The following is a 354-nucleotide window of genomic DNA, read 5'->3' on the forward strand; positions in this document are numbered from 1 at the left end:
GATGGGCATGCCGCCGACGACGGTGGCCAGGCGGAGCTTGACCGCCCGGGCGTAGGGGGTGAGCGCGGCCGTGACTTGCTGGGCGAGCTCACGGGTGGGTACGAGGATCAGTGCGAGCGGCTGCCCCGACTCGGCGCTCTGACCGGCCGTACGGGCGAGCAGGGCGAGGCCGAAGGCGAGGGTCTTTCCGGAGCCGGTACGGCCGCGGCCGAGGACGTCACGGCCCGCGAGGGTGTTCGGCAGCGTGGCGGCCTGGATCGGGAACGGCGTCTCCATGCCCTCACGGGTGAGCGTGGCGAGCAGTTGCGCCGGCATGTCGAGGTCGGCGAAGGCCTCGACGGCGGGCAGCGCGGG

The 354-nt window shown here is 74.0% G+C and carries 1 protein-coding gene; it reads right to left on the minus strand.

Going from position 1 to position 354, the window contains the following annotated elements; all coding sequences use genetic code 11:
- Positions 1 to 354: DEAD/DEAH box helicase (locus tag AC6CKD_RS38000; protein ID WP_498333999.1), on the minus strand; the 354-nt coding region annotated here is incomplete at both ends.

This window comes from Streptomyces sp. GQ60 (assembly GCF_059758875.1).